1 protein-coding gene is annotated in these 1346 nt (G+C 29.7%); it reads left to right on the forward strand.

Features of this window, described 5'->3' with window-relative positions:
- The first annotated feature begins 101 nt into the window (after nt 1-101).
- A complete protein-coding gene (locus ACYSNX_RS13065) occupies nt 102-1322 on the forward strand; it encodes an IS4 family transposase (protein ID WP_461755092.1) in 1221 nt (406 codons plus the stop codon).
- Nucleotides 1323-1346 lie beyond the last annotated feature (24 nt).

The raw sequence follows: 1346 nt of genomic DNA on the forward strand, positions 1-1346 counted from the left end.
TGATAATAAGGCATTTATAATTGAAAACACAATTCTCCGAAAAAGTTTTAACGAAGCTACAGACAGAAATTTTTAGTACCTTTCTAAAAGAAGAATATAGAATGAATAAGAAGTACTTTAGTAGAGAAAGGAAACAATCTTTTTCAGGGACAATATTGTTCTTGTTAAATTTTTTAACTAAGAGTGTTCCTTTAGAAATATTGAATTTTGTAAAATACATAAGTCAGTATAAACCTGAACAACAGAATTTTACTCAAAGTGCTTTTGTTCAAGCACGTAATAAGATAAAACCCGAAGTATTTGTTCATTTAAATAGAGTTTTAGTTGATGAATTCTATACCGAAAATGATAGTCTTAAAAAGTGGAACAATAAGTTTAGACTTTTAGCAGTTGATGGATCTAATTTGAATTTGCCCAAGACAAAAGAACTGGAACAAATTTATGGAACAATTGTCAATACTAACGTTGTTCAGGCTAAAGTATCTGTCTTATATGATGTGTTTAATAAGATTGCTATAAATACTATAGTATCTCCACTGAGTGCAAATGAAAGAAGCCAAGCGATTGAGCTTATAAAAGATTGTAAACAAGGTGATTTATTACTCTATGACAGAGGTTATCCTTCATTTGATTTTATACATACTCACATAGAGAACGATTTAGACTACGTCATGCGAGTAAAAGTGGAGTTCAATAATCAAGTAAAAGATTTTATCGCAAGTGGCAAGGAGTCAGTTATAACTGAGTTTAGCCCTAATCACCGTATTGATTTAACTCAAAAAATTTACGATAAGAACACTAAAGTAAAAGTACGCTTAGTTCGTGTTGACTTAGGTAATGAGAATGTCGAAGTACTAGTAACATCTTTGTTAGATGAACAAGAGTTTAGAAACGATATTTTTAAAGAGCTGTACTTCCATAGATGGAAGATAGAAACTTACTACAATGAACTGAAATCCAAAATGAGAATTGAGATATTCTCTGGTTACTCTAATACAAGTGTTTTACAAGACATTTATTCTACTATTTTAGTTAGCAACATACAAAGTATTATAATTCAAGAAATTAACAACGAGCTACCTCAAGATAGGCAATACCAATATAAAATAAACACATCACTTTCATATGCATTTATGAAAGATAAAGTTATCAGTCTTTTGTTTTCTAAGCAGAGTATGGAAAGAACTAAGAAAGAATTAAAAGCCCTCTTTTTGCAAAATACTATACCTATTAGACCTGGCAGATCGCTGCCTAGAGATTTAGATAAAAGTAGATTAAGAAGAAATAATAAGTCTCCTAAAAATCAGAAAATTAACATATAATCTTTCCTTAACTTAATGACATTG

Source organism: Myroides sp. LJL115 (assembly GCF_054871665.1).